Genomic DNA, 25,468 nt, shown 5'->3' on the forward strand with positions numbered 1-25,468 from the left:
CCAATGATACAGCAACCGTTAAAGCTCATGCTTGAGGACTTTACCGTTAGCGTTGCGCGGCAGTTCATCGAGCTCAGCAAACAGCCGCGGCAGCTTATAGTCGGCCAGCCGTTCGCTTAAATACCTGCGTAGCTCGTCCGCCATATCCGCCATGGGCTCGCGCAAAACCACAAAGGCTTTGACGGTTTCGCCCCACTGGTCGTGAGGTACCCCCACTACCGCAGCTTCTGCCACCTGCGGATGTGTCGCCAGCGCGTCTTCAATTTCGCGCGGATAAATATTCACGCCGCCAGAGATGATAATGTCTTTCTTGCGATCTTTAATCCAGTAAAAGCCCTCTTCATCACGTACAGCAATATCACCGGTTTTCAGCCAGCCGTCAGCGGTAAAAGTATCGGTCGTCGCCTGCGGATTACGCCAGTAGCACTGCATCATGCCGTCGCTGCTGATTTCGACTTCTCCCGGCTCATTGATAACCGGCGCATAGCCCTCTTCAGTACGCAGCCTGACTTCGGTGCCGAAGGCCGCGCGACGTCCGACCGAGCCGGCTTTTTCGCCATGCTCATCTGGCAGCAACAGGGTGCCCGATGGGCCGGCTTCAGTCAGACCATAGACGCAGTAAAACTGATCAGAGCCAAACGCTTTTTGCACCTGTTGCGTATGCTCGGTCGACATCGCGGCGCCGCCATATATCCAGTGCGTAACGCTGCTTAAGTCGGTGTCGGCGATGGCGGGGTCCTGTGCGGTGAGTAAGTAAGCCACCGGGGCGCCAAAAAAGTGAGTGATGCGGTGTTTTTGTACCAGATTCAGCAGCAATTGTGGCGTAAACGTCGGGGCCACCACATGGCTGGCGCCGACCAGGGTACCAGCCATCAGGAACAAATTCAGCGGTGCCGAATGGGTAAAAGGCATTAAGTGTAGGAGTTTACTCTCCGGTGTCATTTTCATTTCCATGGCGATCATGGTGGCGACCGCATGAATCGCCCGGTGCTGGAACAGCACGCCTTTGGGCCGGCCGGTGGTTCCTGAAGTATAAAGAATCAGCGCCGCGCTGGTTTCGGTTGCTTCCATTTCAGGCAGCTGCGGCGCGTCGGGGACCGTATCGGCATCCCAACGGTCAAGCCAGAGCCCGGGCAGCCCGGCTTCAATGATCGGGCTGATGGCAGCGTCAGTGGCCGCTGCGGTAATGACCATGGTGGCCTGGGCATCGGCGATAATGTACTCAAGCTCGGCGGTGGTCAGGCGTACGTTGATTGGCACCGCGATCGCTTCCAGCCGTTGCACGGCAAAAAAGCCGATAACAAACTCAAGGCTGTTAGGCAGTACCAACGCCACTCTGTCGCCCGGTTGCACACCATACTCATGGCGCAACCAGTGCGCGAGTTGCTCTGCCCGCTCGTGCAGTTGCTGCCAGCTAAGTTCGCGTTGGTCGTCGCTCAGCGCAACCTGGTCGTCAAACTTGCGCGCGTTGCGGCTAAGCATCTGATAAATTGTCATCGCAGTTTTTCCTTTCTTGTTTTAATTTGTTGGCCAGGCACGGGCAATGATCTGCATGGCAGCTTTGGCATCAGCCAGCCGGCCATAGCCAAGGTGTCCGCTGGTGCCAAGACGTGACTGACAAAAGGCATCGGCGACAGCATTCGGGGCATGTTGCTGTAACAAGGCCCCCTGAAGCGTCCGTGCCATCAGCTCCACCAACTGACGGCCGAAAAAGGGTTGTTCCTGCGCTTGCTGCAGTCGTTCTGGCAACGCCACGATAGCCTTGTCTAACCCGGGATGAGCGCCTTTGGCCAGCTCCAGCTCACGCATCAGGGCGGCAAATGATTCCGGCTGTTTGCTGACCGCACGCAGTACATCCAGGCATTGCACATTACCGCTGCCCTCCCAGATGGCGTTAATAGGCGCCTCACGATAGAGTCTTGGCATGATGCTGTTTTCCATCACACCACTACCGCCAATCACTTCCATCGCTTCATAAGCATGCTCAGGCGCGCGCTTACAAATCCAGTACTTACCTACCGCCACCGCAATGCGTGCCAGCGCCTGCTCATGTGGGTCCTGCTGCTGATCCAGCGCACGCGCCATGCGCATCGTCAGCGTCATGGCTGCTTCGCTTTCCAGCGCTAGATCGGCCAGCACATTTTGCATCAGCGGCTGATCGATCAGCGTCGCGCCGAAAGCCCGGCGATGCTGACAATGATGCAGTGCCTGCACAGCGGCCTGACGCATGCCGGCGGATGAGCCGATCATGCAGTCATAGCGGGTCATCGCCACCATTTCAATAATGGTGCGCACGCCACGTCCTTCCTCGCCGATCATCCAGGCCATGGCGCCGCGCAGTTCCGCTTCGCTGGAAGCGTTTGCAACGTTCCCCATTTTGTCTTTCAGGCGCTGAATCTGCAGCGGGTTCTTACTGCCATCGGGTCGCCAGCGCGGCAGTAAAAAGCAGCTTAAGCCGCCGTCGGTCTGGGCTAACACCAAAAACGCATCGCACATAGGTGCCGATACGAACCATTTGTGGCCCACTAGTTCGTACATTTGCCCCGGCCCTTGCGCGGCCACCGGATAAGCGCGGGTGGTATTGGCGCGGACATCGGAACCACCTTGCTTTTCGGTCATCGCCATACCGATGGTTAAAGCAGCTTTGTCGGTGTAAGGAATATTGCGTTCGTCGTAGTCAAAGTGCAGGATTTTCGGTAACCATTGAGCGGCGATATCCGGCTGGTGCTGTAGTGCGGGCACGGCAGCAAAGGTCATGGTAATGGGGCAACCGTGCGCCGCTTCCACCTGAGTATGCAGATAATAATTGGCGGCGCGGGCGACATGGGCCCCGGCCCGCGGCTGCGCCCAGGGCGAGGCATGCAGCCCGTGACGGGTGGCGATTTGCATCAGTTGGTGATAGGCGTCATGGTATTCAATCAGATCAACCCGATGGCCAAACCGATCATGAGTATGGAACTGGGGCTTATTAGCATTGGCAAGAAAACCCAGGCGTATGGTTTGCGCTTTGCCCGCCAGCCTGCCCATGTGCTCAATGTCCGCCTGCGCCCACTGCGCGCCTTCGCGCTTGACCGCGGCTTGCAGCGCCGTATCGGCATGGTAAAGATTGTAATTTTCTAACGCCGGCGGCTGGTTCTTCACTTCGTGCGTGCTTGCCAGAAACCGATCTGCTGTTTGCCAGTCCGTCATTGTTTTTCTCCGCAGCTTCGCGAACCTTTAAAATAGTTAACTTAATTAAATTCAGCTTCCATGTCTAAATAAAGATGGTACCTTTTGCCTCATCAGAATGTATCGACTTTTACAGGACAGGAATAAAGTGAAATGGCTCGCACTAATTTAATTTCGCGCCAGGGCTTCCAACAACTACAAACCGAGCTGGACCATCTTTGGCGGGTGGAACGGCGCGAAACGACCGAAAAAGTCGCATGGGCAGCAAGTCTCGGTGATCGCTCTGAGAATGCCGATTACAAATACAACAAGCAGAAATTACGCCAGATTGATCGCCGCATACGCTTTCTGCGAAAACGCCTTGAGGTGCTGAAGGTCATTGATTTTTCACCCGAACAGGAAGGCAAAGTTTACTTTGGAGCGACAGTCACTATCGAAAATGATCATGGCGATGAGCGGACTTTTACGATCGTCGGACCCGATGAAATTTATAACGATAAAACCGTCATATCTATCGACGCTCCCATAGCTCGGGCGGCGCTCGGTAAATCCGTTGACGATGTGGTGAAGGTGAGTACGCCGACCGGCCTGCATACCTGGTATATAAGCGCCATTGACTACGTTCGCACCAAACCAGCGAATTGAGTAAAGGAGGTCGCGCCGGGCGCAGAATGACTGGTATACTGCGGCACCATATTTAGCAGTAACACCAACGAAAACTGAGAGTGAGACCAGATGAGCTCAATTGCCCAGCAGATTGCAAGTGAGTTAGCCGTAGGTTCGCAGCAAGTACAAGCTGCTATCGCGCTGCTCGACGAAGGTGCGACCGTACCTTTTATCGCCCGCTACCGGAAAGAAGCAACCGGTGGACTTGATGACACCCAATTACGAAACCTGGCCCAGCGCCTGACCTATTTGCGCGAGCTCAATGAGCGTCGCGAAGTCATTTTGGCCAGTATCCGTGACCAGGATAAATTAACCACTGATTTGGAGCGCGCCATCCGCGCTACCGAATCAAAAACCGAACTTGAAGATCTGTACCTGCCTTATAAGCCGAAGCGTCGCACCAAAGGCCAGATTGCCATTGAAGCCGGTCTTGCACCATTAGCGGAACTGCTGTTAGCCGATCCAACGCAGGACCCGGAACAGCAAGCAAGCCAGTATATTAATGCTGAGGCCGGTTTTGCTGACACCAAAGCGGTACTCGAAGGCGCACGCTTTATTTTAATGGAGCGTTTTGCTGAAGATGCCGCGCTGTTAAAGAAAGTCCGTGATTATTTATGGAATAACGCGGAAATTACCAGCACAGTTGCCAGCGGTAAGGAACAGGAAGGTGCGAAATACCGTGACTATTTCGCTTTTAGTGAAGCGCTGAAGAAAATCCCTTCGCATCGTGCGCTGGCCCTGTTCCGCGGTCGTAATGAAGGTATTTTACAGCTCAAACTGAATGCTGACCCGCAGCAGGACGATCCTAAGGCGCGTAGCTACGGCGAACAGCTGATTGCCGACCACCTGCAGTTCAGCCCCGCTGATCGCGCCGCCGATAGCTGGTTACAACAAACCATTCAGTGGACCTGGCGCATCAAGTTGTTGCTGCATATGGAAACCGAATTATTCGGTACCGTCCGTGAGCGCGCCGAAGCCGATGCCATTAAAATCTTCGCAAACAACCTGAAAGACTTGCTGATGGCGGCGCCCGCAGGCGCGAAAACAACCATGGGTCTTGATCCTGGCGTACGCACCGGCGTTAAAGTAGCGGTCGTTGACAGCACCGGCAAAGTGCTCGGTACCAACACTGTCTATCCGTTTCAGCCACAGAATCAGGTCGACAAGGCCATACGAACCCTCGCCGGTATGTGTAAGCAGCATAAGGTGGAACTGATTGCCATTGGTAATGGTACTTACTCCCGCGAGACCGATAAGCTGGTCAGCGACATGCTCAAAGCTAATGCCGAAGTGAAAGTCGACAAGGTTATCGTCAACGAAGCCGGGGCCTCGGTTTACTCAGCGTCAGAGTTGGCTGCGCAGGAATTCCCTGATTTGGATGTTGCCTTGCGCGGCGCAGTCTCCATTGCCCGTCGTCTGCAGGATCCACTGGCCGAGCTGGTAAAAATTGAGCCAAAATCGATTGGTGTGGGCCAATACCAGCATGATGTCAGCCAGGCGCAACTGGCACAAAGCCTTGATGCCGTCGTTGAGGACTGTGTAAACGCTGTCGGGGTGGACGTGAATACTGCGTCCGTGGCGCTGCTTGCCCGGGTCGCAGGCTTAAACAAAACCTTGGCGCAAAACATTGTCAGCCACCGCGATGCCAGCGGACGGTTTATGACTCGCAAAGCGCTGCTGAAAGTGGCGCGCATGGGACCTAAGTCGTTTGAACAAGCGGCTGGCTTCCTGCGTATTATGGATGGTGAGCAACCTTTGGACCGGTCAGCGGTTCACCCTGAGGCGTATCCGCTGGTGGAACGTATGGCAGCGGATCATCAGAAACAAGTCGCCGACTTAATTGGTGACAGTGGTTTCTTAAAAACCCTCAATGCCCAAGCCTACACAGACACGACCTTTGGTCTGCCGACAGTACGCGACATTATCCGCGAGCTTGACAAACCGGGCCGGGATCCGCGTCCTGAATTTAAGACTGCCAGCTTTAAGGAAGGTGTCGATACCTTGAAAGACCTGCGTCCCGGCATGACGCTTGAGGGAGTGGTGTCAAATGTTGCTGCCTTCGGTGCCTTTGTCGATATCGGCGTGCATCAGGACGGGCTGGTTCATGTCAGTGCCCTGTCATCGAACTTTGTCAGTGACCCACGCGAGGTCGTGAAAGCCGGCGATATCGTTAAAGTGAAAGTACTGGACGTCGACGTCGCCCGCAAACGCATCAGCCTGACCATGCGCCTTAATGATGAAGTGACCGCAGCCCCGGCTTCGGCTCCGGCAAAAGGCGAGCGCAAGCCAAAGCCAGCGTCAGGAAAGTCAGCGAAAAACAAGCCAGCTGCGCAGAAACCACAGCCCGCTGCTAATTCAGCCATGGGATCGGCCTTCGCTGAAGCCTTTGCGAAGGCAAAGAAATAGCACAAAAAAAACCGGCCGCCTGAGGACAACCCCAGGCGGCCGGCTACTTCTTACTACGCTAACGATTCAGTCGTCAGGCAAGTTGCGGGCGACGCAGTGATGCTTTAAACGCCCGTTTGTGCTCCTCAAATGCAGCGCGCAACTCACTTACCTTGCTCTGCATTTCATCCAGTTTTGGCATATGATCTGTTAATGCCTTGGCTTTGCTGTCGAGCAGCTGCTTGCGTGCCTGATAGTATTCGCGCAAGCGTAAGATCAGTGCGTCATATTCATCATGCAACTTCTGTAGGGTGGTATCACAACTGATCGATGCTTTCGCTTTCGCGTTCTTAAACTGCATTTCCAGCTTTGCTTTTTCGACCTGATAGCCGTTCGTACGCTTCAGGTTTGACGTCAATCCCAACCACGAGCAGGTACGGATCAGCCATTTAGTCGGGTCGAAGTGCCACCAGCGAATACCGTTACGGTAATCGGCCGAAAAAATATGGTGGTAGTTGTGGTAACCCTCACCAAAAGTTAAGAACGCCAACACGCCGTTGTCGCGAGCAGTATTACGATCGGTGTAGGTCTGCTTACCCCAGATATGCGCCAGCGAGTTAATAAAGAACGTGGTGTGGTGATTAATCACCAGTCGCGCGAAGCCGACCAGGATCACCGCGCCCCAGACATCGCCTAGCATCAGGCCAATCAATACCGGCCAGCCAATGGTTGTCAACAACGTCAGCGTTAAGTAATGGCGGTGCTGCCACATGACCACAGGATCATTCTGTAAGTCTTTAACGTTATTATAGTCGTGGTAACGCGACGCCTGGTACTCGCGCAGCATCCAGCCAATGTGTGAATACCAGAAACCGCGTTTAGCCGAATACGGGTCATGATCGTTATCGTCGACATGCTTGTGGTGCTCACGGTGGTCAGAAGACCAGTGTAAAGCACTGTTCTGTACCGCTAACGCGCCACCTAAAGCAAATAAAACACGTAGCGACCAATGGGCATCATAAGCCCGGTGTGACCACAGGCGATGATAGCCCGCCGTAATTGAGATGCCGGCAAAAGCAATGGTACCGATTAACGCAAACCATAGTCCGCTTGAGAAACCGTGGGTGAGACCATACCAGGGCACACCTATGGCAGCGACTGCGAAAGTAATGGCAAAAACGAGGGTATTGAGCCAAATGATTTTTGGCTTAACAACAGAAGACTTGGACATATAAAACCTACTTAATAAAACGGCATATTCGCAGCTAAAAATTTAAGCGAACATGTGTACGCTGAATTTACGCATATTTACCGCCGGATGCAACCTTTATTTGCCTTTTCGCGATAAATTGCGTGAACAGGCGTTCACTGACATAATCGCTTTTTAAGGCAACATTTCTTGTAGGAAGTTCAAATCATGGCGGGTGTAAGAGCGGCGCAAAAAGAAAAAACCCGACGCGCGTTAATTCAGGCGGCGATGAATCAGTTAAGTGCAGAGCACGGCTATGCCTCATTAAGCCTACGCGAAGTGGCCCGCGAGGCGGGTATCGCGCCGACGTCGTTCTATCGCCACTTTCAGAATATGGAAGAACTGGGCCTGACGCTGGTTGACGAAGGCGGTCTGGCACTGCGGCAACTGCTACGCCAGTCGCGCCAGCAAATCGCGAAGGGTGGATCCATTATTCGCTCGTCAGTCACCACCTTTATGGAGTTTGTCGCCAATAACACCGCTATTTTTCGCTTATTACTGCAGGAAAAATCCGGCAACTCACGTGAGTTTCGTCTTGCAGTGCAGCGCGAGGTTGAGCATTTTACTGCTGAGCTGGTCGACTACCTGGTGGACGAACAAAAATTTGACCGTACCATTGCCGAGTTACATGCTGATGCCATTGTTCGCATTGTCTTCAGCGCCGGTGCCGACGCGCTGGACGCTTCGCCGGCGGAACGCAAAGAACTGCTGGAAACGACGATCGCCCAGGTACGTATTGTGGCTCGTGGTGCCGAAGCTACCCGTACATTGGCCAGGTCACAGAAATCATAATTAAGGCCACCACCGACATGACAATCGAGAGTGGCAAGCCGAGCCGCCAGTAATCGGCAAAACGATAGCCCCCCGGACCCATGACCAGAATGTTTGACTGATGCCCGATAGGCGTTAGAAACGGTAATGCAGCCCCTAAAGCCACTGCCATCAGAAACGGATCCTGCGATGCTTCCAGAGTGCCAGCCATGCTGATACCAATCGGCGCCATCAGCACTGCCGCGGCAGCATTGTTAATGACATTCGAGAGTAGCATGGTGACCACCAGTAGCAGACCGATCGCCATCATCCCTGGCGCGTCCTGGCTGACCCACAGCGCTAAATTGGCAATAGTGTCGGCTGCACCGCTGCGCTCGAGTGCTCCACCCAAAGGAATCGTCGCGGCCAATAGCACGATAATCGGCCATTCAATATACTGATAGAGCTCACGTATCGGAATAACATCAGCGATGACCATCAAGCCCGCTGCTAATGTGAAAGCGACCGGCACGCTGAGAAAATCAAGGGCACTCATGGTGATAGCGCCAGCAAAAATGGCAATGGGTAAAATCAGCTGCCGTTTTTTACCCAGCCGTAAGCTACGCTGTGCCAACGGAAAGCAACCAAAACGGTTAAATACATCGTTTAAGACTTCGGCATCACCCTGCAACAGCAGCACGTCGCCCGGCTTAAAGCGCACATCCGAGAGACTGGGCCGCAACGGCTGTCCCTCGCGGGCGACTGCCAGTACATTCACGCCAAAACGATGGCGTAAGCGCAGATCAGCGGCCGAGCGGCCGATCAGGCGTGAGTCATGCCCGACAATTCCTTCAATGACTTTAATCTCATCAGAAACCAAAAAGCGGGTATCGATTTTCTCTTCGGCATTGAGCTCAAATTTGGTTAAATCGAGGATCTCCTGCAAGGTTGCCGCGTCGGCCTCGACAATGAGCACGTCCTCCGCGCGCAAACGCAGGTACCTTGGCGGGGCGCTGATGGTTTGTTTGCCCCGTTTTAATGCCACCACGGCAAAGTTTTCTTTGATTTTCGATTCAAATTCAAACAGCGTATGCCCGACCAGGCTCGCCTCTTCAGGCAGATAAAGCTCCGTCAGGTAAGCACTGACATCATAAGGCGAACTTGAGGTGTCGCGACTTTTACTGCGCGGCACCAGCCAGTGGGCGGTCAGCCACATGGTGATAAGGCCTGCTACCGCTACCACCAGACCCACCGGGGTAAAGTCAAAAATACCAAAGGGTTCGGCGCCATGACTGGCGCGGATATCGGAAATAATAATATTCGGCGGGGTACCGATCATGGTGATGGTGCCACCCAATAAGGAACCAAACGCCATGGGCATTAGCATTAATGAGGCATGTCCGGCGCCATTACGCGACAACTGCAGGGCGACCGGGATCATAATCGCCATTGCCCCGGTGTTGCTGATAAAGGCGGAGACGAAGGTCGTCAGGCTGGTGAGCACAATCATTTGCAACCAGACCCGATCACCCATTTGCTTAACGCTACTGGCCATTTTATCAACCACGCCCGAGCGCCACAGTGCGTGACTTATCACCAATACCGCGGCGACCGTGATGACAGCTGGGTTACCAAACCCGGAGAAAACTTCCTGGCGCGGGATAAGGCCGACAATATAGGCGGCAAACAGCGCGCCCATTGCCACGAAGTCATAGCGCCAGCGTTCTATGACAAAAAGCACCAAAGCTGTGATTAGGATAATTCCAATCCAGATTTGATCTGCCATACTTAAGGTCCCTTGTTATCCTAAGTATTGTTTAGAGTGGCCTGATTTCGTGGGAAGTCAACCGTTTTACTGCTACTATGTTGAAGAAAAATAACACTATAGGAGATAAAGATGTTCCTTCGACTAGGTCTAACCGCACTTTGCGCGACCCTTAGTTTAGCGGCCTCGGCGCGTGATATTACGCTGCAGGAAACCGTAACCACGCAATCCATTAACAGCGTTTCGGTCAGCAACGACGGTCAGGTGGCCGCGTTTACCCGGGTCAAGCCGCGTACTCCCTATGTGGACGAAGACGGCAGCAGTTTTATTGAACTGTTAGTCGTTCGTGGCGAAAAGGACCCGGTGCCTTTTATCACCGACAAAAACAGCGTCAGTGATGTCACCATTCATGGCGATTTCATTTATTTCACCAGCAAACGTGAAGGTGACGATCACACCAGCCTGTATAAAATCTCATTAAGTGGTGGTGAAGCGCAGAAGGTATTTAGCCATGACAATAGCATTTACAGCTACGCCCTGAGTGCTGATGGTCGTTATCTGGCGTTCCGTGCGCGCGAAGAAGCCGACAAGGCCAAAAAAGATCTTGCCAAAAAAGGCTTTAAAGCTGAGGTCTATGAAGAACAACTTGAGTTCACGCATGCCTGGCTGGTAGATCTGAGCAACGAAGCGCCGATTGCCGCGCAAATCACTGATGACCGTCAGGTCCATTCCATCGCGTTTCGTCCGGGCCACGAGCAGTTATTGCTACGCACCGCGCCAACGCCTTTGGTTGATGACAGCTACATGAGCAGCCAGTACGAGCTGGTCTCTTTTGCCGGTGCCCAGGAGAGTGCCTTTGAAACCGTAGGTAAGCTGGGCAAAGCCGAGTTCTCGCCGGATGGCCGCTACCTGGCGGTGATTGGTTCAGCTGATTACAATGACCCGGCTGACGGTCGCTTGTTCGTGTTTGATTTGCAGAACCAGAACACTGTTCGTGAAGTACTACCTGATTATCCGGGTCACGTGCAGGACATCGACTGGCGTCGCAACGACGAGCTGATTTATCTGGGTCATATTGGCACTGAAAGTGAAGTACGCGCGATCACCATGCAGTGGTTGGAAACGCGCACCTTGCTTGAGCCAGGTCAGGCCATCGTGGTCGATATTGAAGCAACACCCGAGCAACCAGGCGTTTACGCTCGCGCGCATCGCGCAACCCATCCCACCGAATTATTCCGGATTGAAAACCAAAGCCTGATCCGCTTAACCAACTCTAACCCATGGCTTGACGAAATCACTATGCCGCGCCAGGAAACCATAGAGTACGCAGCTCGTGACGGCTTAATGCTACAGGGTATTCTGGTCTATCCGACGGATTATCAGGAAGGTACCCGCTATCCGCTCATCACTGTTGTCCACGGTGGCCCTGAGTCGCATTACAGCAATGGCTGGCTGGACCGCTATGGTAGCCCGGCGAAATACGCGGCACAGCAAGATTACGTGCTATTTTTCCCTAACTATCGTGGCAGCACGGGCCGCGGTGTTGAATTCTCAAAATTGGGGCAGAATGATTATGCCGGTAAAGAGTTCGATGACATCGTCGACGGTAAGAACCACCTGGTCGAACTGGGACTGGTCGACACCGAAAAGGCCGGTATCACCGGTGGTTCATACGGTGGTTTTGCCTCAGCCTGGGGTGCGACAGCGCAGACTGAGCACTGGGCAGCCAGCGTGATGTTTGTTGGTATCAGCGATAATATCTCCAAGTTTGGTACCACCGATATTGCCAAGGAAATGCATGCCGTTCACGCGCGCAGCTACCCATGGGAAAAGTGGCAGTGGTACCTGGAGCGCAGCCCTATTTATCATGCCGAGAAAGCGCGTACGCCAATTCTTATTATGCATGGTAAAGAAGATACGCGGGTGCACCCAAGCCAGTCGATGGAGCTTTATCGCTACCTGAAGACCCATGGCAACGTTCCTGTGCGGTTAGTGCTGTATCCGGGTGAAGGACATGGCAACCGTCGTGTCGCGGCACAACTTGATTACAGTATGCGACTGATGCGCTGGATGGATACCTTCCTTAAAGAAGGCGCAGAAGAAGCTCCTGATCACGAACTCCCACATGCGGAACAACTTAAATAACAATCCTCAGGACCCGCTTTACCGGCGGGTCCAATTTCTCTGGGCCCTGCTCTGGGTCATGTTCATCACGTTTTCGCTGATGGGCTTTATTAACCATTTTCTGATTGCTGAATCCGCTATTGCCGTGCTGCATTTCAGTATTGGCCTTATCAGTCTGGCACTTATCGTTTGGCATGCGCGGCGACCGCAAGATACTATTTTGATCTCCTGGCTGGTAGCGGGTGTAAACGCCGCCGTCCTGATTATTTACGTTGTTGCCGCACAGGGGCAGCATTACGCCCTGTACTGGCTGGCGATTTATCCACCCATTACTTTTTTCCTGCTGGGCCGTAAATGGGGTTACCTAACCAGTATTCTGGTCATTGGCAGTTGCCTTATTTACGTGAGTCAGGTGTCGCCACAATGGCAACCGGCGCCGTTTACGGCACGTTCACTGGCCAACATTGTCATCGCCACCGCAGCGCTACTGATCATTTTACGTCACATCGAAAAAACCCGCTCCGAAGCATTTCAGTATCTTGAGGAGCATGGTGAACGGTTGGAATATATCGCCAGTACCGACCCACTGACTGGTCTGGTGAATCGCAGCAAACTGGATAAGGCGTTGAGTCAGGGCTTACGCAAGGCACGGCAGGAGCGCCAGGACTTTTCGGTTATTCTGCTCGATATCGATCACTTTAAACGCATCAACGACACTTATGGTCATCAGACCGGCGACAGCATTCTGGTTGAGCTAGCACAGTTATTGCGCAGTAACACGCGCGGTTCAGACACCCTCGGACGCTGGGGCGGCGAAGAGTTTCTACTGGTGGCAGAGGCCTGCTCGCGGCAACAGAGCAAGGTACTTGCAGAAAAGATCAGGCACGCCATCGAAGCCTATAGCTTTCACGATAATATTCACATTACCGCCAGTTTTGGCATCGCATCTTTTCAACCCGGCGACGATGAAACGACGCTGGTGCGGCGTGTCGATAAAGCGCTGTACGCAGCCAAAGGCCAGGGCCGAAATCGTACGGTTACGGATGCCGACATCAACGCGGAATGAAAAAAGCCCCGCAATGCGGGGCTTCAGAATTACCAGACGAAAACTTACAGTTGCGGGCCAGCCGCGACCAATGCTTTGCCTTCTTCGTTATCGGTAAACTTCTCGAAGTTCGCCACAAAACGACGGGCCAGGTCCTGCGCTTTGATGTCCCACTCCTGCACGTCTGCATAGGTGTTGCGCGGATCGAGAATTTGCATGTCTTCAACCGCTGGCAATGACGTTGGCATCGCCAGGTTAAAGTACGGCAAGTTCAAAAATTCAGCATCTTCAATGCTACCGTCCAAAATCGCGTCAATGATGGCGCGGGTGGCTTTAATTGAAATCCGCTTGCCAGTACCGTTCCAGCCAGTATTGACCAGATAAGCTTCGGCGCCGGCAGCTTCCATACGCTTCACCAGTACTTCCGCGTACTGGGTCGGGTGCAGACTCAGGAAGGCCGCACCAAAGCAGCTTGAAAACGTTGGCGTTGGCTCAGTAATACCACGTTCAGTACCAGCCAGCTTTGCGGTGAAGCCCGACAGGAAGTGATACTTGGTTTGCTCTTTGGTCAGCTTCGATACCGGTGGCAATACGCCAAACGCGTCGGCAGTTAGAAAGATAACTTTTTTCGCGTGACCGGCCTTCGAGACTGGTTTGACGATATTATCAATGTGGTAAATCGGGTAAGACACACGGGTATTTTCGGTTTTCGAACCGTCGTTGAAATCTACGGTACCATCTTCGAGCACAGTGACGTTTTCTAACAGCGCGTCACGACGAATGGCATTGTAGATATCCGGCTCTGCTTCTTGCGAAAGGTTAATGGTCTTCGCGTAACAACCGCCTTCAAAGTTAAATACGCCGTCATCATCCCAGCCATGTTCATCGTCGCCGATCAACTGACGCTTCGGATCGGTAGACAGAGTTGTTTTACCTGTACCCGACAGACCAAAGAAAATAGCCACGTCGCCATCTTTACCGACGTTGGCCGAGCAGTGCATAGAGGCGATGCCCTGCAGCGGCAAAAAGTAGTTCATCATTGAGAACATACCTTTTTTCATTTCGCCGCCGTACCAGGTGCCACCGATCAGCTGAATGCGCTCAGTCAGGTTAAAGGCAACAAAGTTCTCTGAGTTCAGGCCGTGCTCCTGCCACTTCGGGTTGATGCACTTCGCACCATTCATCACCACGAAGTCTGGCTTGAAGGTTTTTAACTCTTCTTCAGTGGGGCGAATAAACATGTTCTTGACGAAATGCGCTTGCCACGCAACTTCAGTGATAAAGCGCACCGACAGACGCGTGTCTTCGTTCGCGCCACAGTAGGTGTCAACCACAAACAGACGTTTACCCGACAACTGCTCAGTAACAGTACCTTTCAGGTCAGCCCAGATAGCTGGTGAAATTGCTTTGTTATCATTTTTGCCCTGGTCGGCCCACCACAGGGTGTTTTCAGTGGTTTCGTCGCGAACAATATATTTATCTTTCGGCGAGCGACCGGTGAAAATACCGGTATCAACCGCAACTGCGCCTAGATTGGTTACGACACCTTTCTCGTAGCCTTGAAGATCGCTACGGGTTTCCTCTTCAAAGAGCAAATCATACGAAGGGTTGTGGACAATTTCAGTGACGTCTGTAATGCCATACTGGCTTAAATCCAGATCAGTCATGTGGTGGACTCCTGCGGGTCTGGTCTGAGCAAAAATAATTAAGAAACGAAAACGGGCGGCGATTTTAACTTGAAATCTATAAAATTGGTAGCCTAAGCCGAGGCTTAGGCTCTAACTTAACGGTTTGTTTATGGTTTTTTTCTTGACTCGGTTTTCTTGTCCAGCGCTTCTGCCACGCTTGGGGCAGTAAACTGGCGCACATCACCGTGATGGAGCGCTACTTCTTTAACGAGTGTCGAGGAAATGAAGGAGTTTTCTTCGGCTGGCGTTAAGAACACGCTTTCCAGCCCCGGATACAAACGCCGGTTCATATTTGCCATCTGAAATTCGTATTCAAAATCGGACACCGCGCGCAAGCCACGAATCAGCACCGTAGCGCCATGCTCCCTGGCAAAGTCCACCAGCAGACCGCTAAACCCCACCACCCGCACATTGGGCAGCTCCGCTGTGACCTGACGCACTAGCTCCACCCGCTCCTCGAGACTGAACATCGGGTTCTTACTTGGGTTATTGGCCACGCCAACAACAATTTCACTGAATAAATTAGCGGCACGCTCGATAAGGTCAGCGTGACCATTGGTAATAGGATCAAAGGTTCCAGGATAAATAGCACGCCTGTGCATGAATTTTCTCCGACAACTGAATTGAGGATGCGCGATACCCCGCAAATCAGGTAAACTATAGAACAAATTCGAACGTTTACGTCTGCGTAGGCTTCTAAAGCACGGAGAATTACATGAAGACTGATTTTTATCAACAACTCGACGCCCAGCTTGAGGAACTCAAAGAAGAGGGGCTGTACAAGAAAGAGCGCGTCATCACCAGTGAACAGGCCGCCGAAATTAAAGTTGGCGACGGCCAGTCTGTTTTGAACTTCTGTGCCAATAATTACCTGGGTCTGGCAAATCACCCTGACCTGATCGCCGCCGCCAAAAAAGGCCTGGATGAACATGGCTTTGGTACTGCCTCAGTGCGTTTTATCTGTGGCACCCAGGATATTCATAAAACACTTGAGCAAAAATTGAGTGGATTTTTAGGCACTGAAGACACGATTCTGTATTCGTCATGCTTCGACGCCAATGGCGGTTTGTTTGAAACTCTAATGGGTCCGGAAGACGCCATTATCAGTGACGAGCTGAACCATGCCTCAATTATTGACGGTATCCGCCTCAGTAAATCAAAGCGCTATCGTTACAAGAACAATGACATGGCCGACCTCGAAGCCAAATTACAGCAAGCCAAAGCCGATGGTGCACGCCATATTCTTATCGCCACTGACGGTGTCTTCTCCATGGACGGCGTGATTGCCAACATGGAAGCCATTTGTGATCTGGCTGAGGAATATGGCGCACTGACCATGATGGATGACTGCCACGCAACGGGCTTCCTTGGTGAAAACGGTAAAGGTACACACGAATACTGCGGCGTGCTGGGTCGCGTCGATATTATTACCGGTACTTTGGGTAAAGCTCTCGGTGGCGCTTCAGGTGGCTACACCTCAGGTAAAAAGCAAGTTATTGACTGGTTACGTCAGCGCTCACGCCCCTACCTGTTCTCGAATTCAGTAGCGCCAGCTATTGTCCAGGCCTCCATTCGCGTATTGGAAATGCTGGAAGAAGGCGACGAATTACGCCAGCGCCTCTGGGACAACGCCAGCCACTTCCGTTCCGAAATGACCAAAGCCGGCTTTACGCTGAGCGGGGCTGATCATGCGATTATTCCGGTCATGATTGGTGACGCTAAGCTGGCCGCAGAAATGGCCGATCGCCTGCTTGCCGAGGGCATCTACGTGATCGGGTTCTCGTTCCCTGTCGTACCACGAGGCAAAGCGCGTATCCGTACCCAGATGTCAGCCGGACATACCCGCGAGCAGCTTGATCGCGCTATTGACGCCTTTACACGTATTGGAAAAGACCTGGGAATTATTTAATTCGCTGGTTGATTGCGGAGGAAGCTGATGAAAGCTTTAGCAAAACTACATGCCGAACCAGGTATCTGGATGACCGACGCCGAGAAACCTGAGTACGGTTATAACGATATTCTGATCAAAATTAAAAAGACTGCGATTTGCGGTACCGACGTACACATTTACAAGTGGGACGAATGGTCACAGAAAACCATTCCAGTGCCCATGGTCGTCGGCCACGAATACGTGGGTGAAGTTGCCGCCATGGGCGATGGCGTGCGCGGCTTTGAAATTGGCGATCGGGTTTCCGGTGAAGGCCATATTACCTGTGGCCATTGCCGTAACTGTCGTGCTGGCCGCCGCCATTTATGCCGTAACACTGTCGGTGTCGGCGTCAACCGCCCCGGCGCGTTCGCCGAATATCTGGTGATTCCGGCTGAGAATGCGTTCAAGCTACCTGATGATATTAGCGACGACTTAGCCGCGATTTTTGACCCCTTTGGCAATGCGGTGCACACCGCACTGGCTTTTGATCTGGTCGGTGAAGACGTGCTGATTACCGGTGCTGGCCCGATTGGCATTATGGCTGCCGCCGTTGCCCGTCATGTCGGTGCCCGCCACGTGGTGATTACCGACGTAAACCCTTACCGCCTTGAGCTGGCAACCAAAATGGGCGCCACCCGTGCGGTGGACGTTAGCAAAGAAAAGCTGACCGACGTCATGCAGGAGCTAGGCATGAAAGAAGGCTTCGACGTGGGTCTGGAAATGTCAGGTGTACCTTCTGCCTTCGCCCAAATGCTGGAAACCATGAATCATGGCGGCAAAATTGCCATGCTGGGTATTCCACCGCAAAGCGTCGCAATTGACTGGAACCAGGTGATCTTCAAAGGACTTACCATTAAAGGTATCTACGGACGTGAAATGTTCGAGACCTGGTACAAGATGGCCAGCCTGCTACAGTCCGGTCTTGACCTGTCCCCTATTCTGACTCACCACTTACCGGTGGATGAGTTTGAAAAAGGCTTTGAAATTATGACCTCTGGTCAATCAGGCAAAGTCGTGCTGGACTGGGAAAGCTGATGAGTGAGTTTACCCGCATTAATATTGCTACCGCTTATGAGTTGTGGCGTAAAGGCGATACGGCATTTGCCGATATTCGCGACGCCCGCTCCTTTGCGGCCGGCCATATTCCCGGCGCGGTTCATCTTACCGACGCAACACTCAATGACTTTCTGGCTGAGCTGGAAGATGAGCAGCCGGTAGTAGTGGTCTGTTATCACGGCCATAGCAGCCAGGGTGCGGCGCAGTATCTGGCGCATCAGGGCATTGAACCCGTTAGCAGCCTCGACGGCGGTTTTACCGCCTGGGCGCATGAACATCCTGATGTGGTGGAGCGTAACTAACCATGCAAAAACTACTGGCAACCCGCAATGAAGAAATGATGAAGCGCTTGCACCATTATTTACAGCAGCGCGGGGTGCCAGTCACGGTTACCGAGCATGGGAATCAGCTGGAACTATGGGTCACCCAGTCGAGCTACGTGGCTCTGGCAAAAGATCTCATCGCTGAGTTTAAGGCTGACCCCGACGGCGTCGAAGCCGAGTTACAACGCCAGGCCGCAGGCACCGACCCGACCACGGCACCACCGCCCAATGCCAGTATTGGCCGCCAGCTGTTGCAGCAGGCCGGCATCGTCACCATTGCCTTCGCGGCTCTGGTCAGTCTGGTGTTCCTGGCACTCAACACGCAACTGGCAATGGGCATGTTTGAAGCCCTGCGTATCAGTGATACCTTCACCGACTTGCCCTGGCAGCAGCCCTGGCGCTTACTGACACCGGTGCTACTACATTTTAGTCTGCTGCACTTTTTCTTTAATGTGTTCTGGTGGTGGTATCTGGGGGGTCGCTTCGAGCGCACTTATGGCTCAAGCTATTTGCTCGTCGCCCTGGTCGTGTGCGGTGTTTTTTCAAACGTCATGCAGTTTATGGTCAGCGGCCCCTATTTCGGTGGCCTGTCCGGCGTTGTTTACGGTTTGTTTGGTATCGCTCTGGTCGTTGCCTGGCAACGCCCGGGACATCCCTTGTTTTTACCCATGGGGCTTATCGCCTTCATGTTGGTCTGGTTGCTGCTGGGTTACACCGACCTGCTTTGGGTGAGTGTTGCCAATACCGCGCACTCGGCCGGTCTTATTTCCGGACTATTTCTGGGTATCGCGCTACGTATTATCGAACATTATAAAAAGCTGAATAACGCATAGCATGGCAAACTTTCCCTTGATCCAGTTCCCGGTCGTGCGACAGGGCGGCGAAGCGTGCTGGCACCAGCCAGCGACATCCGCCTGGTCCGAATGCGCCCGTGATTGGTTGCTTGACCCCAGCTCGCTTACCGCCAAGCTGAAAGCACGCAGCCAGAGCTTTCAGGTCCAGCTACTTGGCCAACATGAGGCGCCGCTATTAGCCGACGAGCGCCACTGGCTCGGTGCTGCGCAAAGCGGCATTGTGCGCGAAGTTATTCTTTGGTGTGACGAGCAGCCCTGGGTCTTTGCCCGTAGTGTATTTCCGTTTAGCGCGCTGGCACAGCAACGCTTACGCCTTGATGAACTTGGCGATAAACCACTCGGTGAGCATTTATTTAAACAACCGGATCTGGTGCGCAGTGAACTTGAAGTTTCCAGTTTTGCGTCCACCTCAAAGGTCGGTCAGCTGCATCAACAACTTGGCTTTGCCGCTGCTACACTTTGGGGACGCCGCAGTCGCTTTACAGCAGCCAACCAGCATGTTTTGGTTGCCGAAGTATTCATTGGGGCTTCCACACTGGCACAGGAGCAAATTCATGGCTAATCCCTATTGGCGACTCATGCGCGCCGACCGTCCCATTGGTACCTTATTGCTCGCCTGGCCCATGCTGGCAGCCTTGATCATTGCCGGTGCCGGTGATCCGCCGTTAAAAGTGGTGGTGTTATTTTTACTCGGTGCCTTTGTCATGCGCTCGGCAGGCTGCGTGATTAATGACTTTGCCGACCGCAATATTGACGGTCATGTCAGCCGTACCCGGCAACGCCCCCTGGCGGCCGGTGAACTCAAAAGCTGGCAAGCGCTCGCCTTATTCGCCGGCTTATTGCTCATTGCCTTCCTGATTGTGCTGCAGTTCAATAAGGCAACTATTTTATTAAGCATCGCTGCGGCAGGCGTGGCTATCTTATATCCCTTTTGCAAGCGCTTTACGCAACTGCCGCAAGTGGTGCTGGGGGTGGCTTTTAGCTTTGGTATTTTAATGCCATTTACCGCGCTAGATCAGGGTCTGCCGTTAGTGGCATGGGTATTGTTTGCTGCCAATATTTGCTGGACCGTGGCGTACGATACCGAGTATGCCATGGCCGATCGCGCCGATGACCTGAAAATTGGGGTGAAGTCGACTGCCATTTTATTTGGTGGCTTCGATCGACTCGCTATCGCCGTGCTGCAACTGGCGACGCTTGCGCTGCTGGTAGTATTGGGTCACTTGCTGAGCTTTGGGCTCATTTACTGGCTTGGTTTAATAGTGATTGCAGGGTTATTTATCTGGCAGCACGGGCTTATCTGGTACCGCGAACCACAACGCTGTTTCCGTGCGTTTTTACACAACAATCATGTTGGTTGGGTGCTCGCGGCAGCGGTTGCCGCGAGCTACTGGTATCGCTAAGCGTTAATCCTCAGGATGGGTCCGGCGCTGCACCGACTGGCGGATGGTCTGTACGACCGGCGCTTCAAGCAAACGGTCAATAATGTCACTGAGCTTGCCGACGCTGGCGTGAGCGACGAAATTACCATCGCTGTTGACTTCAATGTAGTCCTCACGCTTGAGCGTCGAGATCAGCGCACTTAGTAACTTCTTATCGAAGAATTCGGGCGCGTTCACCCCATGCATGGCACTCAGGCGCTCAGCCAATTCTACCGATGCCTGTTCCAATTGCGCCCGGCCCTGCGGTCCACCTTGTTGCAGCAGCTCGAACAAAATTGCGTACCGTTGCAAGGTTTCGCTGGCAGCGCGTGATAATAGCTGCAGTTGGAAAAACGCCTCACTCTCGCGCGTAGCACTGCGATAGCTACCGTCCTCCAAAACTTCTACCATATCTACGCTGACCAAATGCTCAACAATGGCCTGCACCCAAAGCGCCATGCTGTCAGCTTCATGACTGATAAAGAGTTCTTCTTTCAAGAGCGGGTGTAATTGCTCAAGCAAGCTGGCAATACGCTCTACCTTAAAGGTCGGATGCGCACAGGCATAGGCGGCCACAATTGCCGGCACAATCATCATATGCATGATGTTGTTACGGTAATAAGTCATTGCAATCGCTGTGGTGCCGTCCAAACGAATCAGTTCGCCCATAGTGTCACTGACGACAGTGAACTTGTCGTGTCGCTTCGCTAACTGCCATAACTCTTCGCCTGACTCCGCCGGTACATAGGCAAACTTACTGTAAGGAACCTCACGCAGCAGATGCGTATAGACATTCAGTTGCGCGACTAACTCTTCGCGTGACAAGGTATGCTGCTCAGCACTCAACAGTGCCAGAGCGGTAAGGTTCACACTGTTGAGGCCTGCCGAGTCGTTGATACGTTGCATAATCTGGTCGGCAAACAGGTTGACCGTTGGCGTCAGCCAACGCGGCCGCGCCGGCTCTTCAGCACCTACGGTAACCGATTCACGCCAGTCCGGGGTCAGTTTGTCGAGCGTCTGGCCCACATTAATCGGCTCGCCGAAGGTTACATAACCGTGGCCAAAATTTCGTAGGTGACGCAGGCTTGAAACAACCTGCCACATTGACTCTTTTTCTTTCGACTTGCCTTTTAACTCTTTTAAGTAAGTACCCACTTCCATGACGTGCTCGTAGCCAAGGTAGACGGGTACAATTGACATAGGGCGTTGCTGGCCGCGGAGCATGCCCTGGATGGTCATCGCGATCATGCCGGTTTTTGGCTGCAGCAGACGACCGGTGCGACTGCGCCCACCTTCGGTGAAGTATTCGACCGGATAGCCTTTTTGAAATAGCCGGTCCAGGTATTCCCGGAACACCGCCGAATAGAGCTTATTCCCTTTGAAGCTGCGGCGAATGAAAAAGGCGCCGCCACGGCGGAATAATGGACCTGCCGGGAAGAAGTCGAGGTTCACACCGGCGGCAATATGCGGCGGTACCAGACCCTCTTTATAGATGACGTAACTCAACAGCAAGTAGTCCATATGACTACGATGGCAAGGGGCATAAATAATCTCGTGCCCGGCCTGGGCCAATTCGCGAATGCGCTCACCGCCCTCGACGTGAATGCCATTGTATATACGGCTCCACATCCAGCCCATAAAGCGATCGAGCACGCGCACCAGCGTATCGCTGTAGTTCGCAGCAATCTCATCCAGATAGCCGTAAGCGCGCTTATGCGCTTTCTCGAGCGTAATTTTCTTGGCACGCGCCTCATCAGCGATTGCTTTTTGTAAGGCAGCGCTCCGCAGCAGCTCCTGGATCACCCGTTCACGGTTAGCAATCTTCGGTCCCGCGACCGCATGACGTAACCGCACAAAGTGAACCCGCGCGACCCGCGCCAATTTATGCGCGACTTTGCGTTCAGCGCCAAATTGATCGTTCATTTGCCGCAGGCTGACCGGTCGGCTACCACGCACCAGAATATTGCGCCCGGAAAACAACACCAGCCAGAACTTGCGCCAGTGACCGGGGTTGTCGAGATCAGACACCATGGTACTACCTTCGCGACGTTCCTGGCCGGGTTTGCGGCCCCAGAACAAACCTAACGGCACCAGTTGTACGTCCAATGAGCGATCCTTTTCATGGCTTTTCAGCAGGTGCAGAAACTCATCAATGGCCGCTTCACTGGTTTGCGCCTTCGCCTGTTCCAGATACATGACACGAGCGTGGCGCTCACCATTTAACAACAGCGGCTCACTTAACTCCGGTAGACCCGCACGCTTTAATGCCCGCTCTGCTACCAGTTGATCGGTTACGGATGTCGAACGCATTACGTAAACCACGTGCTGAGGGTCACCTACCGCACTGATGGTCTCATCAAAAATTGTCTCGAATCGCGTCAGCCAGCGCACCGGCCAATATAAAATTTTAGCGACGAAGCCTCTCCAACTCATGCAAATCCCCCGCGTATATCAGTCTGTTAAAGGATACCATTGATTCCTCACCTTTGCTGACAGAAAAAAGTTGAACAAAAAAGTTGCGATCTGAAAACACCTGTATATACTCACAGTATCACTGTATGAATAAACAGGTACACCGATGCGACCTTTAACACCCAGACAGCAAGAGATATTGGACCTGATCAAGGACACTATTGAAGCCACAGGTATGCCACCGACCCGTGCAGAAATTGCACAGCGTCTCGGTTTTCGCTCGCCCAACTCCGCCGAAGAGCATTTAAAGGCGCTGGCGAAAAAAGGCGTTATCGAAATGCTACCGGGCATGTCACGGGGCATCCGTCTGATTGGTGCGAACGATGAAGAAATTCCTGAAGGACTGCCGCTGATCGGTCAGGTCGCCGCGGGTGAACCGATTCTGGCGCAGCAGCATATTGAAAGCCATTACCAGGTCGATCAAAACCTGTTTCGCCCCCATGCCGACTTTTTACTACGGGTTAATGGCATGAGTATGAAAGATATCGGTATTTTGGATGGCGACTTGCTCGCTGTACACAAAACCCACGAAGCCCGAAATGGTCAAATTGTGGTCGCCCGGGTAGAAGACGAGGTGACGGTAAAACGTTTCGAGCGTAAAGGAAGCATGGTGCTGTTGCATCCGGAAAATGAAGAGTTTTCACCCATTCAGGTCGATCTAGCCCATCAGTACTTCACTATCGAAGGTCTGGCCGTCGGCGTGATACGAAATGGAGCATGGTTATGAGATACAACTACCCACACGCAAACCGCGAGTTCGTCGCTGATACATTCGCATGGGGCGACGAAACTACCTTATCCAGCACCGAGTTCGCGGTAATGATTCCCCGTATCCAGTCCCTGGCGTTACGCACGAAGCAATGGGTCACCGTGATCGGTGGTTCGCGTGATATTGTCCGACAACTGGTTAATGCCGGCGTTAGCCGCTCACGTATTCGCTGGGTTGGTGGGCGCGATGCCGATCAGCGTGAATGGGCCACTGAGCAAGCTTTACTTGCCGGTACTTCAAGCGTCGTCCTGAGCTTCCTCGATGGCCTGTCATCACCGCGTGTATCACAGCGTTTGAAAATGGCCAGTAAAGTCAGCCAGACGCACAGTTTCGTATTTCAGTCTCTACCTTCTCAATCCCCACTCCACTAAAATTGGGAAGGTTCCCTGCAAGGCTGCTTCGGCAGCCTTTTTTTTATTCTGTCACCAAAAAATTCTTAACTTTAGCGGTGGCTTTTTCAGCTACGCGTGGTATTTTGGAGTAGCAGCTTACTGCTAACACAATAAATAAAAATAATTATTGATACATAACAACAAAGGGTTAGTGGGGAAAGCGATTTTTCTAACCGGAAATGCTGTTCCTTTTTCTGCTCACCTCTTTGTTCTTCAGGCACGCACTTCGGTGTACTCGCGGTAAAGTCCGCGTCGGAAGAATGAGAGGAGATGTCGCGTGAGTATTAGACTCATCACCGCGCTAATGGCTATGCTTCCCATGGCTAGTCAGGCACGCTCGCAATTTAACCTAACTCAGGGCGCTACTGAGATTAGTCAGCGCGTTTACGACCTGCACATGACGATTTTTTATATCGTTTGTGTGATTGGCGTTGTCGTATTCGGGGCCATGTTCTGGTCCATGATCCGACACCGCAAATCAAAAGGCCGTAAGCCCGCACAATTCCACGAAAACGTTAAAGTTGAAATTATCTGGACGGCAATACCCTTTCTGATCCTGATCGGAATGGCTATACCGGCCACTTCAACGCTCATTGCCATGGAAGACACTTCAGAAGCTGACGTGACCGTTTTAGTCACTGGCTCACAGTGGAAATGGCATTACAAATACTTCGACAGTGATGTTGAGTTTTACAGCTTGCTGGCGACCTCGCGCGACGAGATCGACAATAAACTGGAAAAACGAGAAAACTATCTGCTTGAAGTGGACCGTCCTTTGGTTATCCCTACCGACCGCAAGGTACGTTTCTTAGTCACCTCAGACGATGTTATCCACTCTTGGTGGGTACCTGACTTTGCCGTCAAAAAGGACGCCAACCCGGGCTTCATTAATGAAACCTGGACCCAGGTTGACGAACCAGGCATTTACCGTGGGCAGTGTGCTGAGCTTTGCGGTAAAGACCATGGTTTCATGCCGGTGGTGGTCATAGCCAAAGAACCTGCCGAGTTTGACGCCTGGTTGGCCGAACAGGAAGAAATTGCCCGCCAGGAAAAAGAAGAAGAACAACGCCTGTTGGCCATGTCGATGGACATGGACGAACTGATGGAAGTTGGCGAGCGCGTTTATCTGGGAAGTTGCGCAGCCTGCCACCAAGCCAACGGTGAAGGTATTCCCGGCGTATTCCCGGCATTGAAAGGCTCCGAAATGGCGCTTAACGACATGCAGGGGCACATCGATATTGTCGTCAATGGTAAATCCGGCACCTCGATGCAAGCCTTTGGAAATCAACTCAGCCTGAAAGAACTTGCTGCCGTTATTACCTACGAGCGTAATGCCTGGGGTAACAATACCGGCGAAACCGTGCAAGCGGCTGATGTTAACGCGTACATGAACGAATAAGGGGAGACCTGA

Annotated in this window: 21 protein-coding genes; 14 read left to right on the forward strand and 7 right to left on the reverse strand. The window is 52.8% G+C overall.

Annotated elements, in window-relative coordinates; genetic code table 11:
- Positions 1-18: 18 nt before the first annotated feature.
- Together CWI71_RS01830 and CWI71_RS01835 are read right to left on the reverse strand one after the other, a co-directional pair.
- Positions 19-1,497: a class I adenylate-forming enzyme family protein gene (locus tag CWI71_RS01830; protein ID WP_126753557.1), complete on the reverse strand. Its 1,479-nt coding sequence runs from the start codon at positions 1,495-1,497 to the stop codon at positions 19-21.
- Positions 1,498-1,518: 21 nt separating this feature from the next.
- Complete coding sequence (locus CWI71_RS01835; protein ID WP_126753558.1) at positions 1,519-3,189, reverse strand: isovaleryl-CoA dehydrogenase; 1,671 nt, start codon at positions 3,187-3,189, stop codon at positions 1,519-1,521.
- 132 nt (positions 3,190-3,321) lie between these two features.
- Here CWI71_RS01835 and greB point away from each other — a divergent pair, with 132 nt between their 5' ends.
- Together greB and CWI71_RS01845 are read left to right on the forward strand one after the other, a co-directional pair.
- On the forward strand, positions 3,322-3,813 hold the full coding sequence (greB, locus tag CWI71_RS01840; RefSeq protein WP_126753559.1) for a transcription elongation factor GreB: 492 nt from the start codon (positions 3,322-3,324) through the stop codon (positions 3,811-3,813).
- 90 nt (positions 3,814-3,903) lie between these two features.
- On the forward strand, positions 3,904-6,240 hold the full coding sequence (locus CWI71_RS01845; RefSeq protein ID WP_126753560.1) for a Tex family protein: 2,337 nt from the start codon (positions 3,904-3,906) through the stop codon (positions 6,238-6,240).
- A 73-nt stretch (positions 6,241-6,313) separates the two neighbouring features.
- Here the strand turns inward: CWI71_RS01845 and CWI71_RS01850 are convergent, their stop codons facing one another.
- Positions 6,314-7,450 carry an acyl-CoA desaturase gene (locus CWI71_RS01850; RefSeq protein WP_126753561.1) on the reverse strand — a complete coding sequence of 379 codons (1,137 nt, stop codon included), beginning with the start codon at positions 7,448-7,450 and terminating at the stop codon, positions 6,314-6,316.
- Positions 7,451-7,636: 186 nt separating this feature from the next.
- On the opposite strand from CWI71_RS01850, the gene fabR reads away from it, so the two are divergent.
- Positions 7,637-8,260: an HTH-type transcriptional repressor FabR gene (gene fabR, locus CWI71_RS01855; protein WP_126753562.1), complete on the forward strand. Its 624-nt coding sequence runs from the start codon at positions 7,637-7,639 to the stop codon at positions 8,258-8,260.
- Here the strand turns inward: fabR and CWI71_RS01860 are convergent.
- Entirely contained in the window at positions 8,226-10,004 is a 1,779-nt protein-coding gene (locus tag CWI71_RS01860; RefSeq protein ID WP_126753563.1) for an SLC13 family permease, read from the reverse strand. The two genes, fabR and CWI71_RS01860, sit on opposite strands and share 35 nt — an antisense overlap.
- A gap of 111 nt (positions 10,005-10,115) precedes the next feature.
- On the opposite strand from CWI71_RS01860, the gene CWI71_RS01865 reads away from it, so the two are divergent.
- Both CWI71_RS01865 and CWI71_RS01870 read left to right on the forward strand, forming a co-directional pair.
- Complete coding sequence (locus tag CWI71_RS01865) at positions 10,116-12,128, forward strand: S9 family peptidase (RefSeq protein ID WP_126753564.1); 2,013 nt, start codon at positions 10,116-10,118, stop codon at positions 12,126-12,128.
- Positions 12,109-13,173 (forward strand): GGDEF domain-containing protein, encoded by a 1,065-nt coding sequence (locus tag CWI71_RS01870; RefSeq protein WP_126753565.1) that lies wholly within the window; start codon positions 12,109-12,111, stop codon positions 13,171-13,173. Before CWI71_RS01865 ends, CWI71_RS01870 begins: the two co-directional genes overlap by 20 nt.
- Before the next feature lie 44 nt (positions 13,174-13,217).
- Here CWI71_RS01870 and pckA read toward each other — a convergent pair whose 3' ends face one another.
- A complete protein-coding gene (pckA, locus tag CWI71_RS01875) occupies positions 13,218-14,819 on the reverse strand; it encodes a phosphoenolpyruvate carboxykinase (ATP) (protein ID WP_126753566.1) in 1,602 nt (533 codons plus the stop codon).
- A gap of 128 nt (positions 14,820-14,947) precedes the next feature.
- A complete protein-coding gene (gene coaD / locus CWI71_RS01880; protein ID WP_126753567.1) occupies positions 14,948-15,442 on the reverse strand; it encodes a pantetheine-phosphate adenylyltransferase in 495 nt (164 codons plus the stop codon).
- Between the two features lie 113 nt (positions 15,443-15,555).
- Here coaD and CWI71_RS01885 point away from each other — a divergent pair, with 113 nt between their 5' ends.
- The 6 genes from CWI71_RS01885 to ubiA are packed head-to-tail and all read left to right on the forward strand — an operon-like array spanning position 15,556 to position 20,406.
- Positions 15,556-16,749, forward strand: coding sequence for a glycine C-acetyltransferase (locus CWI71_RS01885; RefSeq protein ID WP_126753568.1), 1,194 nt, complete (start codon positions 15,556-15,558; stop codon positions 16,747-16,749).
- Positions 16,750-16,776: 27 nt separating this feature from the next.
- Positions 16,777-17,805 carry an L-threonine 3-dehydrogenase gene (gene tdh / locus CWI71_RS01890; RefSeq protein WP_126753569.1) on the forward strand — a complete coding sequence of 343 codons (1,029 nt, stop codon included), beginning with the start codon at positions 16,777-16,779 and terminating at the stop codon, positions 17,803-17,805.
- Positions 17,805-18,128 (forward strand): thiosulfate sulfurtransferase GlpE, encoded by a 324-nt coding sequence (gene glpE / locus CWI71_RS01895; RefSeq protein WP_126753570.1) that lies wholly within the window; start codon positions 17,805-17,807, stop codon positions 18,126-18,128. Before tdh ends, glpE begins: the two co-directional genes overlap by 1 nt.
- Before the next feature lie 2 nt (positions 18,129-18,130).
- Positions 18,131-18,982: a rhomboid family intramembrane serine protease gene (locus tag CWI71_RS01900; protein ID WP_126753571.1), complete on the forward strand. Its 852-nt coding sequence runs from the start codon at positions 18,131-18,133 to the stop codon at positions 18,980-18,982.
- A 1-nt stretch (position 18,983) separates the two neighbouring features.
- Positions 18,984-19,565: a chorismate--pyruvate lyase family protein gene (locus CWI71_RS01905; RefSeq protein ID WP_126753572.1), complete on the forward strand. Its 582-nt coding sequence runs from the start codon at positions 18,984-18,986 to the stop codon at positions 19,563-19,565.
- A complete protein-coding gene (ubiA, locus tag CWI71_RS01910) occupies positions 19,558-20,406 on the forward strand; it encodes a 4-hydroxybenzoate octaprenyltransferase (RefSeq protein ID WP_126753573.1) in 849 nt (282 codons plus the stop codon). The genes CWI71_RS01905 and ubiA overlap by 8 nt, the downstream gene beginning before the upstream one ends.
- Positions 20,407-20,409: 3 nt before the next feature.
- Here ubiA and plsB read toward each other — a convergent pair whose 3' ends face one another.
- Positions 20,410-22,857 carry a glycerol-3-phosphate 1-O-acyltransferase PlsB gene (gene plsB, locus CWI71_RS01915; protein WP_126753574.1) on the reverse strand — a complete coding sequence of 816 codons (2,448 nt, stop codon included), beginning with the start codon at positions 22,855-22,857 and terminating at the stop codon, positions 20,410-20,412.
- 145 nt (positions 22,858-23,002) lie between these two features.
- Between plsB and lexA the strand changes: the two genes are divergently transcribed.
- From lexA to coxB, 3 genes are all read left to right on the forward strand, one after another.
- A complete protein-coding gene (lexA, locus tag CWI71_RS01920) occupies positions 23,003-23,623 on the forward strand; it encodes a transcriptional repressor LexA (RefSeq protein WP_126753575.1) in 621 nt (206 codons plus the stop codon).
- Positions 23,620-24,036, forward strand: a complete 417-nt coding sequence (locus CWI71_RS01925; protein ID WP_126753576.1) for a hypothetical protein — start codon at positions 23,620-23,622, stop codon at positions 24,034-24,036. Before lexA ends, CWI71_RS01925 begins: the two co-directional genes overlap by 4 nt.
- 325 nt (positions 24,037-24,361) lie before the next feature.
- Positions 24,362-25,456: a cytochrome c oxidase subunit II gene (gene coxB / locus CWI71_RS01930; RefSeq protein ID WP_126753768.1), complete on the forward strand. Its 1,095-nt coding sequence runs from the start codon at positions 24,362-24,364 to the stop codon at positions 25,454-25,456.
- The last annotated feature ends 12 nt before the right edge of the window (positions 25,457-25,468 follow it).

The organism is Pseudidiomarina insulisalsae, from assembly GCF_003987065.1.
Taxonomy (GTDB): domain Bacteria; phylum Pseudomonadota; class Gammaproteobacteria; order Enterobacterales; family Alteromonadaceae; genus Pseudidiomarina; species Pseudidiomarina insulisalsae.

What these genes read in the sequence shown, in the direction of transcription:
- CWI71_RS01845 (WP_126753560.1), top strand. Translation starts at nt 3,904, where the DNA reads ATGAGCTCAATTGCCCAGCAGATTGCAAGTGAGTTAGCCGTAGGTTCG.
- coxB (WP_126753768.1), top strand. Translation starts at nt 24,362, where the DNA reads ATGGCTATGCTTCCCATGGCTAGTCAGGCACGCTCGCAATTTAACCTA.
- CWI71_RS01870 (WP_126753565.1), top strand. Translation starts at nt 12,109, where the DNA reads ATGCGGAACAACTTAAATAACAATCCTCAGGACCCGCTTTACCGGCGG.
- CWI71_RS01835 (WP_126753558.1), bottom strand. Translation starts at nt 3,189, where the DNA reads ATGACGGACTGGCAAACAGCAGATCGGTTTCTGGCAAGCACGCACGAA.
- CWI71_RS01925 (WP_126753576.1), top strand. Translation starts at nt 23,620, where the DNA reads ATGAGATACAACTACCCACACGCAAACCGCGAGTTCGTCGCTGATACA.
- lexA (WP_126753575.1), top strand. Translation starts at nt 23,003, where the DNA reads ATGCGACCTTTAACACCCAGACAGCAAGAGATATTGGACCTGATCAAG.
- CWI71_RS01865 (WP_126753564.1), top strand. Translation starts at nt 10,116, where the DNA reads ATGTTCCTTCGACTAGGTCTAACCGCACTTTGCGCGACCCTTAGTTTA.
- coaD (WP_126753567.1), bottom strand. Translation starts at nt 15,442, where the DNA reads ATGCACAGGCGTGCTATTTATCCTGGAACCTTTGATCCTATTACCAAT.
- pckA (WP_126753566.1), bottom strand. Translation starts at nt 14,819, where the DNA reads ATGACTGATCTGGATTTAAGCCAGTATGGCATTACAGACGTCACTGAA.
- glpE (WP_126753570.1), top strand. Translation starts at nt 17,805, where the DNA reads ATGAGTGAGTTTACCCGCATTAATATTGCTACCGCTTATGAGTTGTGG.
- CWI71_RS01830 (WP_126753557.1), bottom strand. Translation starts at nt 1,497, where the DNA reads ATGACAATTTATCAGATGCTTAGCCGCAACGCGCGCAAGTTTGACGAC.
- CWI71_RS01850 (WP_126753561.1), bottom strand. Translation starts at nt 7,450, where the DNA reads ATGTCCAAGTCTTCTGTTGTTAAGCCAAAAATCATTTGGCTCAATACC.
- greB (WP_126753559.1), top strand. Translation starts at nt 3,322, where the DNA reads ATGGCTCGCACTAATTTAATTTCGCGCCAGGGCTTCCAACAACTACAA.
- CWI71_RS01885 (WP_126753568.1), top strand. Translation starts at nt 15,556, where the DNA reads ATGAAGACTGATTTTTATCAACAACTCGACGCCCAGCTTGAGGAACTC.
- tdh (WP_126753569.1), top strand. Translation starts at nt 16,777, where the DNA reads ATGAAAGCTTTAGCAAAACTACATGCCGAACCAGGTATCTGGATGACC.
- CWI71_RS01900 (WP_126753571.1), top strand. Translation starts at nt 18,131, where the DNA reads ATGCAAAAACTACTGGCAACCCGCAATGAAGAAATGATGAAGCGCTTG.
- fabR (WP_126753562.1), top strand. Translation starts at nt 7,637, where the DNA reads ATGGCGGGTGTAAGAGCGGCGCAAAAAGAAAAAACCCGACGCGCGTTA.
- ubiA (WP_126753573.1), top strand. Translation starts at nt 19,558, where the DNA reads ATGGCTAATCCCTATTGGCGACTCATGCGCGCCGACCGTCCCATTGGT.
- plsB (WP_126753574.1), bottom strand. Translation starts at nt 22,857, where the DNA reads ATGAGTTGGAGAGGCTTCGTCGCTAAAATTTTATATTGGCCGGTGCGC.
- CWI71_RS01860 (WP_126753563.1), bottom strand. Translation starts at nt 10,004, where the DNA reads ATGGCAGATCAAATCTGGATTGGAATTATCCTAATCACAGCTTTGGTG.
- CWI71_RS01905 (WP_126753572.1), top strand. Translation starts at nt 18,984, where the DNA reads ATGGCAAACTTTCCCTTGATCCAGTTCCCGGTCGTGCGACAGGGCGGC.